The 8,209-nt window shown below is 61.2% G+C and carries 7 protein-coding genes and 1 pseudogene; 1 reads left to right on the top strand and 7 read right to left on the bottom strand.

Translation table 11 applies throughout. The features are described from left to right. Positions 1 to 172, bottom strand: a 172-nt coding sequence (locus tag WCA85_RS13180; protein WP_424064491.1) for a hypothetical protein, incomplete at its 3' end; no start/stop codon positions are given. 284 nt (positions 173 to 456) lie between these two features. Between WCA85_RS13180 and WCA85_RS13175 the strand changes: the two genes are divergently transcribed. After that, on the top strand, positions 457 to 783 hold the full coding sequence (locus WCA85_RS13175) for a DUF1840 domain-containing protein (protein ID WP_424064489.1): 327 nt from the start codon (positions 457 to 459) through the stop codon (positions 781 to 783). 343 nt (positions 784 to 1,126) lie between these two features. Here WCA85_RS13175 and WCA85_RS13170 read toward each other — a convergent pair whose 3' ends face one another. The 6 genes and pseudogenes from WCA85_RS13170 to WCA85_RS13145 form a co-directional block, all read right to left on the bottom strand. Continuing rightward, positions 1,127 to 1,327, bottom strand: coding sequence for an acid-shock protein (locus WCA85_RS13170; RefSeq protein ID WP_424064487.1), 201 nt, complete (start codon positions 1,325 to 1,327; stop codon positions 1,127 to 1,129). 163 nt (positions 1,328 to 1,490) lie between these two features. Then, positions 1,491 to 4,220 (bottom strand): annotated as a pseudogene (gene metH / locus WCA85_RS13165) (methionine synthase); the annotation flags it as partial. A gap of 55 nt (positions 4,221 to 4,275) precedes the next feature. Then, a complete protein-coding gene (locus tag WCA85_RS13160; RefSeq protein WP_424064485.1) occupies positions 4,276 to 5,346 on the bottom strand; it encodes a homocysteine S-methyltransferase family protein in 1,071 nt (356 codons plus the stop codon). A gap of 279 nt (positions 5,347 to 5,625) precedes the next feature. Further along, complete coding sequence (locus WCA85_RS13155) at positions 5,626 to 5,883, bottom strand: BTH_I0359 family protein (protein ID WP_117334493.1); 258 nt, start codon at positions 5,881 to 5,883, stop codon at positions 5,626 to 5,628. A 119-nt stretch (positions 5,884 to 6,002) separates the two neighbouring features. Next, a complete protein-coding gene (pcaD, locus tag WCA85_RS13150; protein WP_424064483.1) occupies positions 6,003 to 6,791 on the bottom strand; it encodes a 3-oxoadipate enol-lactonase in 789 nt (262 codons plus the stop codon). A 202-nt stretch (positions 6,792 to 6,993) separates the two neighbouring features. Further along, positions 6,994 to 8,209 (bottom strand): DUF3108 domain-containing protein (locus WCA85_RS13145; RefSeq protein ID WP_424064481.1); only part of this gene is annotated, 1,216 nt, incomplete at its 5' end.

Raw genomic sequence — 8,209 nt, 5'->3', positions numbered from 1 at the left:
GTTGCATGGCGACGTTGCAGGCGACATCGCCGTGCGCGGCCACCTTCGGGCGTTCCAGCGTGATGGTGGGCGCGACGAAGGCCGCTTCGGCGGCGCCTTGGGTGGCCGCGGCGACCTGCTTCACCGCGTCGGCGAACAGTGATTCGAGAGTGTGTTTATGTGCGGGCAGCATGCTGTGTTGCGAGTCCAGTGAGGCAGTGCAGTGAAACGGGAACGGCTCGCAAGGCGCGAAGCCGGTCCGTCAAAAGGCTTGGAAAGGCGTGGGCGCATTGGCGCTGGCGCGTTACCCCGCGCGGCGCGGCGCGCTTTTCCGTTCAGACGGATTTTAGCAGGTGCTAATATGTCCAATTGAGATGCCCACCAAGGGCCGTGGCCGCCAGCGTGCCAACGAATCCGCGCAGACGGTCGTCCCCGGCCATCGGCGCGTAAATCCAACAAGATGAAAAGGGAACAGTCATGCTGATTACTTTCAAGTGCCGCGCCGCGCCGGACGTCATGATGCTGGACAATCTGGCGCAATACCTCATCGGCATCGTCGGCAAGCGTCTTGGTGAACGTGGCGTGATCATGCACGACGAACTCGGCGATGCAATCACGAAACTGGAATCGGCCATCACCTCGGACAAGCAGGAACGCGCCGAGCATGAAGGCCATTTCCACGAAGGCGAAGAAGGTCACGAGCATCACGAGATTCCGGTCGGCCTCGCGCAACGCGCGTTCCCGTTTCTCGACATGCTGCGCGCCGCGCAGAAGGAAAACGCGGATATCGTCTGGGGCATCTGACCTGGCCTGGCTGCTGCGGCGCCGCACTGGCGCGGCGGTGGTGCGGCCGGTCCGCGCGTGAGCTGAGCCGGTCGGGCGGAGCGTGAAACTGGCGCCGGACGCATCAATTCGTAGCGTCCGGATCGATCCGGGTCTTCGCGCCTTTCGCCCGTTAGAGCCTCGTAGTGCCCCGTATTGCGCCGCACCGCGCTTCATCGCGTCCAAAAACAAGAGCCCGCTCGAAGCGGGCTCTTGTTTTTTATGGATCTGCATAAGCCGCCCGTCCGACTGGATCGGGCGGCCCGGTCGCCCGTGGCCGACCGGCTGACACCGAGAGTCACGCAGGTGGCTGCCCAGGCGCCGTTTATTGGCTTGCCGCAGCCGCAGCGGGAGCCGTAGCGCCCTTCTTCATCTTTTGCTTCTTGGGCTTCTTGACGTGCTTCTGGGTGGGCGGCGAATACGAGCTGACCGCGCTCCCCGCGGCCGGAGCGGCAGTTTGGGCAAAGGCTGCTGAAGTACCGACCGCAATTGAAAGGCCAGCCAAAACTAACGTCAGCTTCTTCATACGATTTTCTCCGTGACGGTTGCAAGTAGATAAGCCGACGCGTTTTTCAGCCCGCGTCTGGCAGGTAAAGCGCTTGCAGTCTACAAAGCCGAAAACCCGCGTGTCTGAAATATTCAGCCTACGGATCCCGGTATAGTGCGGTGCACCGACACCGTCCGATCGTTCACAACAATGGTGCAAGGGCGCGCTGGGCGTCCTGTTTGGAGAGGTTCATACGCTGCGCGTAATCGTCGAGCTGGTCCTGCGCGATCTTGCCGACGGAGAAATACGTGCAGTCCGGGTGAGCGAGATAGAAGCCGGAGACGCTGGCAGCTGGCAACATCGCAAGCGATTCCGTCACGCTCATGCCGATTTCGTCCCCGCGCAGCACATCGAACATGTCGCGCTTGACGAGGTGGTCCGGGCACGCCGGGTAGCCAGGCGCGGGGCGGATGCCGCGGTACTTTTCACCGATCAGGTCGTCGTTGGAAAGCGTTTCGCTGGCGGCGTAGCCCCACAGATCGCGGCGCACGCGCGCATGCATGGCTTCGGCGAACGCTTCCGCGAAGCGGTCGGCGAGCGCCTTCAGCATGATCGCGCTGTAGTCGTCGTGATCCTTTTCGAACTGCTTTTCCTTCACGTCGACACCAAGGCCCGCCGTCACGGCGAACATGCCGATGTAATCCGCCACGCCCGAATCCTTCGGCGCGATGAAATCGGCGAGCGAGCGGTTCGGCCGCATCACGCCGTCCACGACGGGACGCACGCTTTGCTGGCGTAGATTGCGCCACGTCAGCGCGACTTCCGAGCGCGATTCATCCGTGTAGATTTCGATGTCGTCGTCGTTGACGGTGTTGGCCGGCAACAGCGCGATCACGCCGTTGGCTTGCAGCCAGCGTCCCTGGATCAGCCGCGCGAGCATCGACTTGGCGTCGGAAAAGACGCGCCGCGCCGATTCGCCGACGATCTCGTCATTGAGAATGGCCGGATACGGACCAGCCAGATCCCACGTCTGGAAGAACGGGCCCCAGTCGATGTAGTTCGCCAGTTCGTTCAGATCGAAGTTCTTGAAGACGCGGCGGCCGATGAACTTTGGCTTGACCGGCTGATAGCCGGCCCAGTCGATCTTCGTCTTGTTGGCGCGCGCCTCGGCGAGCGTCACCATCGGCTGCGCTTTCTTGTTGGCATGCTGATCGCGGATGCGATCGTAGTCGGACTTCAGTTCGTCCAGATACTTTGCTGCGCCTTCATCGGAGAGCAGGCTCGAAGCCACCGACACTGAACGCGACGCATCCGGCACGTACACCACCGGTCCTTCGTAGTGCGGTGCGATCTTCACCGCGGTGTGCACGCGTGACGTGGTGGCGCCGCCGATCAGCAGCGGAATCTTCTTGATACGGAAGTACTCGTCACGTTGCATTTCCGAGGCCACATAGGCCATTTCTTCGAGACTCGGCGTAATCAGTCCCGACAGCCCAATGATGTCCGCGCCTTCCACCTTCGCCTTGGCGAGGATGTCATTGCACGAGACCATCACGCCCATGTTGACCACTTCGAAGTTATTGCACTGAAGCACCACCGACACGATGTTCTTGCCGATATCGTGCACGTCGCCCTTCACGGTCGCGATAACGATCTTGCCTTTCGCGCGTACGTCACCGCCTGCATCGGCGATCTGCTTCTTCTCTTCTTCGATGAACGGGATCAGGTGGGCGACAGCCTGCTTCATCACGCGAGCCGACTTTACAACCTGTGGCAGGAACATCTTGCCCTGGCCGAACAGGTCCCCGACGACGTTCATGCCATCCATCAACGGACCTTCGATCACGTTGATCGGGCGGCCGCCGGCGGCTGCGATCTTCGCGCGCACTTCTTCGGTATCTTCGACGATAAAGTTGGTGATGCCATGCACCAGCGCATGCGACAGACGCTTTTCGACTGGCTGATTGCGCCACTCCAGGTTCTCTTCTTTCTTCGCCGCACCGGTCTTGAACTTGTCGGCGATTTCGAGCAGGCGGTCGGTGCTGTCTTCGCGACGGTTCAGCACCACGTCTTCAACCCGCTCGCGCAGTTCCGGATCGAGGTCGGCATACACGCCGAGCTGGCCCGCGTTGACGATGCCCATGTCCATCCCCGCCTGGATGGCGTGATAGAGGAACACAGTGTGGATCGCTTCACGCACGGGGTCGTTGCCGCGGAACGAGAACGACACGTTCGACACGCCGCCGCTCACCTTCGCGTAGGGCAGATTTTGCTTGATCCAGCGCGTGGCGTTGATGAAGTCGACCGCGTAGTTGTTGTGCTCTTCGATGCCGGTGGCAACCGCAAAGATGTTCGGATCGAACACGATGTCTTCAGGCGGGAAGCCGACTTTGTTCACCAGAAAATCGTACGAGCGCTTGCAGATTTGCGTCTTGCGTTCGTACGTATCGGCCTGGCCCGTTTCGTCAAAGGCCATCACGACGGCGGCGGCACCGTAGCGGCGAATCAGGTTCGCGTGATGACGGAAGGCTTCTTCACCTTCTTTCAGGGAGATCGAGTTGACGATCGCCTTACCCTGCACGCATTTCAAACCCGCCTCGATCACTTCCCACTTCGACGAGTCGATCATGATCGGCACGCGGGCAATGTCCGGCTCCGATGCGATCAGATTCATGAAGCGGACCATGGCCGCTTTCGAATCGAGCATCGCCTCGTCCATGTTGACGTCGATCACCTGCGCGCCGTTTTCCACCTGCTGGCGTGCGACCGCGACCGCGTCGTCGAACTGGTCGTTCAGGATCATTCGCGCGAACGCCTTCGAGCCGGTCACGTTGGTGCGCTCACCGACGTTGATGAAGAGCGTCCCGGAGGTGACGTTGAACGGCTCGAGGCCGGAAAGGCGCATGGTGTGATCGGTCATGGCGTGTGTGCGGTTCGGTTGCGTGCGTCGTTTGCTGAAGCGGGAAGGCGGCGGTGCGGCTCGCGTCTCACGCGGCGTCGCGATAATGGTTCGGCCATTGGCGCGGCTTGATGTCGGCAAGTGCCTGCGCGATCGCCGCAATATGCTCCGGCGTGGTACCACAGCAACCACCGGCGATATTCACCAGACCTGCCTGCGCAAATTCCTTCAGGAGACCAGACGTATCCGCGGGCAATTCGTCAAACCCCGTATCGCTCATCGGATTCGGCAAACCCGCGTTCGGGTAGCACGACACGTACGTATCGCACAGCTTGGCCAGTTCGGCGACATACGGGCGCATCAACGCTGCACCCAACGCGCAGTTCAGACCGAACGTCAGCGGCTTCGCGTGACGCAGCGAGTTCCAGAATGCTTCGACCGTTTGCCCGGACAGAATGCGGCCCGATGCATCAGTGACGGTGCCCGAAATCATGATGGGCAAACGCTCGCCGGTGTCCTCGAACAGCTCATCCAGCGCGAACAGTGCGGCCTTTGCGTTGAGCGTGTCGAAGATCGTTTCAACGAGAAACAGATCCGAGCCGCCGTCGAGCAACGCCTTGGCCTGCTCGTAGTACGCCGCGCGCAATTCGTCGAAGGTCACGTTGCGTGCGCCCGGATCGTTCACGTCCGGTGAAATGCTGGCTGTCTTCGGCGTCGGTCCGATTGCGCCCGCCACGAAGCGCGGCTTGTCGGGCGTCGAGTATTTGTCGCATGCGGCACGCGCCAGCTTCGCCGATTCGAGGTTCATCTCGATGGCGAGATCTTCCATGCCGTAGTCGGCCTGCGCAACGGTGGTCGCGCCGAACGTGTTGGTCTCGATGATGTCCGCGCCCGCCGCGAGATATTGCTCGTGGATCTCGCTGATGATCTGCGGTTGCGTAATGGAGAGCAGTTCGTTGTTGCCCTTGATGTCGCGGCCATAGTCCTTGAAGCGTTCGCCACGGTAGCGGGCTTCGTCGAGCTTGTATCGCTGGATCATCGTGCCCATCGCGCCGTCCAGAATCAGAATGCGCGACGTCAACAGCGCGGGTAGCGCCGCGCCGCGCGTGTAGGCGGCAGCGGGACGGACTGGACTGACGGTGGGGACAGGCTGGTTCATGGCAGAAGGGGGCTTACGCCAGTTTTTTTCAGGGAACCTGTCATTGTAGCCGTTGCGCCGCAGCGGCGCCCGCTATGGGCTAATGGTGACAGGGGTTGTCGGCACCGATGGCTCACGCCACGCAAACTGCCAGGCGGTAAAAGATGCCGCATTCGTAGGCGCCTGGAACGGGTGTGTGAATCATCCGACAAAACGTGCCTCGCACGTAGGCAGGGCCATAAAAAAACCCCGTCCGGCAAGCCGGACGGGGTTTTTGACAGCGTGTCGCCGTGGCGTGCGTTAGTGGAGGATCACCGGTTGATGCATCAGACTATCGAACTGGCCGAGGAATTCATCTACTTCGTCGAGCGACGGTTCTTCTTCGATGAGTTTGGTGACGTGTTCGCGAAAGCGCGCCGCCATTGCACCGTCGATGTAGATCTCACGTTGCAGGTTCTTGTCCACGATCTCATAGCCACCTGACTTCATAGCGAGGGGACCGTCCTGCGGCGGGAACTCGACGACACAATAGTTGGGGCTGTTGTAGATCATTTGCATGGCGACACTCCTTATTTCCGTTGGCTCCTGGCCGTTCCTGCGCCATAGGTGGAGCGTATGGTGTGGAATTCAAGGGGTGGGTCCGGAGTGACGCTGGTAAAAAATCCCGGACCTTCAGGTTAGACCCGTGTTTCGAGAAACGTTTCAAGCAATGCAGCAAAACGGTGAGACTGCTCGATCGGCGCCAGATGTGCAGCATCCAGCAGTTCGTATTGTGCGCCTTCAATTGCATTTGCGACGGCTTGTGTTGCAGCAGGTGGCGTTCCTGTGTCGTGGACGCCCGCAACGGTCAGTGTAGGTAGACAAATCTCACTCAAGCGACTATGCACGTCGAATTCGCGCAATGCCTCGCAGGCGAGCGCATAGCCCTGCGGTGACGTGTCTTGCAGAACTTCACGTATCTGTTCAACGGCCTCGGGATGCGCCGCCTGATAGTCCGGTGTCAACCAGCGGCCAAGCGTGGCAGACACAAGCGAGGCCATGCCTTCGTTGCGGGCCTTTGCTGCGCGCTGGTCCCACGCGGCGCGGTTCTCGGGCGCGGTGCCGGAGGCTGTGTCGGCGAGCGTGAGCGTCGCGATGCGCGATGGATGATCGAGCGCGAACTGCTGGGCAATCATTCCACCCATCGACATGCCCACCAGATGCGTTTGCGGGACGTCGAGCGCATCGAGCAGCTCCACGAGGTCATGCGACAGGTTGGCGATCGTGAACGGGTGATCGGGGACTGCTGTTGCGCCGTGACCACGAACGTCGTAACGCAGAACGGTAAAGTCGTCGCGGAAGTAGCCGGCCAGCTGATCCCAGATGGACAGATCGCCGCCGAGTTGATGGATAAACGTCAGCCATGGGCCGCCGCCTTCGTTGCTCAGGACATAGCGCGTGTCGATACCGTTGATTTTCACTTGCATGCTGGCTCCGTCAAAGGTGACGCGATGGAAAGGTGAGTCGAGCGCGGCCCGTACGGTCCTGCCGCTGGGATGAGCCGCTGATCCATGCCTGTGATGTCGATCAGCAAATCCTGTTCCCAACTGCGCAGCGTTACGACACCGCTCTTCTTGCGAGTGATGCCGCTAACGGAAGTTTCGGGGAATTGCCGAAGCCCTGCTCGGTTTAGGGCTTTTCCGTTGCGGGAGGTGCTTCAGGTGGCGAGGAAGGGGCGGCGTTGGATGAAGTGTCTGCCGGGTTAGCGGAAGCACTCGTTGCGGGGTCCGAAGGTGAGGGCGCGACCGGGTTCGGCGCGGGACTGGTCGCTTGATCTTCAGCGGGACTCACCGGTGGAATGGCAGCAGAGTTTGCGGGAGTGTTTGCGGGGGAAGTTGCCGTGGAGTTTGCGGAGGAGTTTGCGGCGGAGCCCGCAGAGGAGTTTGCTGCAGAACCCGAAGCAGCGCCGTTGGAAGAGTTGGCTGCTGCCGCTGTGGTCGGGCTCGCAGTCGCTGCACCATTGGCGCCATTCGCTGAAACGCTGGCGTCAGTATTCACCGGTACGGTAAGCGGCCCACGCCAGACCAGTTCGATCTCGGTGCCGTTTGGTTCGGTCTGCATGATTCGCACCGGCAACCAGCCCAGTGATGGAGCCAGCCATACGTCGATGCGACGCCGGTCGCCATCGTGGCGTGGAAGGCGCATGAAATGGCGCGCACTGACGTATCCATCCGCAGTGCGAACCGTCTCGTCACCAATCGTCTCGATGGGCCAGTTTTCGCCGCTGTCGTTATCCACCACGAAGAACTGACGGGTCACGCCCGGCTTATAGACGTTCGGGTCGCCGCGCACCAGACTTGCGAGTTGCATCACCATGCTGAAGCGGTCTTGCGCGCCGTCGGTGAGCGGCAGGCTCGCGGGCGTCTTCGTGAAGACAATCTGTTTCGTGGTGCGATTGAAGATGGAGAAATCTTCCGGCCGATGGCCACGCTTTTCGATGTACTGGTCCGGCGCGAGACCAAACGCGTCGATATGGCCGTGGCTCGAATAACTGAAAGTGCCCACAAAGGGCAGCGGCACCGATACGACCATCTCGTAGTGGGTCTTGCCGTCGCTGGACCAGTGGATCGTCCCGGGCTGGTTGCGCACGCCGTTGTAGAAGGTGTCGTACTGCAGTTCGCCCGATGGAGGTACGGAGAACTTCACGCCTGGCGCGGCGGGCAGTGTTGTGGACTGCGCCGTGGGATGTGCAGCAACGGCATGCCCGCCGCTGCTTGCTGCGGATGAAGCCGGTGACGACGCTGTAGCAACGGTGCTCGCCGCCTCGGGTGCAGACGCGGCGGTGGGCGCAGATGTTTCAGTCACGGGGGCGGGTCCGGGCCGCGTTGCGGTCAGCACATGGGGC

The organism is Paraburkholderia sp., assembly GCF_049581445.1.
Taxonomy (GTDB): Bacteria; Pseudomonadota; Gammaproteobacteria; order Burkholderiales; family Burkholderiaceae; genus Paraburkholderia.
This window is presented reverse-complemented; position numbering and strand designations above follow the sequence as displayed.

Bases quoted from the DNA above. Each gene is read 5' to 3' on its own strand.
- WCA85_RS13175 (WP_424064489.1), top strand. From the start codon at position 457: ATGCTGATTACTTTCAAGTGCCGCGCCGCGCCGGACGTCATGATGCTG.
- WCA85_RS13170 (WP_424064487.1), bottom strand. From the start codon at position 1,327: ATGAAGAAGCTGACGTTAGTTTTGGCTGGCCTTTCAATTGCGGTCGGT.
- WCA85_RS13160 (WP_424064485.1), bottom strand. From the start codon at position 5,346: ATGAACCAGCCTGTCCCCACCGTCAGTCCAGTCCGTCCCGCTGCCGCC.
- WCA85_RS13155 (WP_117334493.1), bottom strand. From the start codon at position 5,883: ATGCAAATGATCTACAACAGCCCCAACTATTGTGTCGTCGAGTTCCCG.
- pcaD (WP_424064483.1), bottom strand. From the start codon at position 6,791: ATGCAAGTGAAAATCAACGGTATCGACACGCGCTATGTCCTGAGCAAC.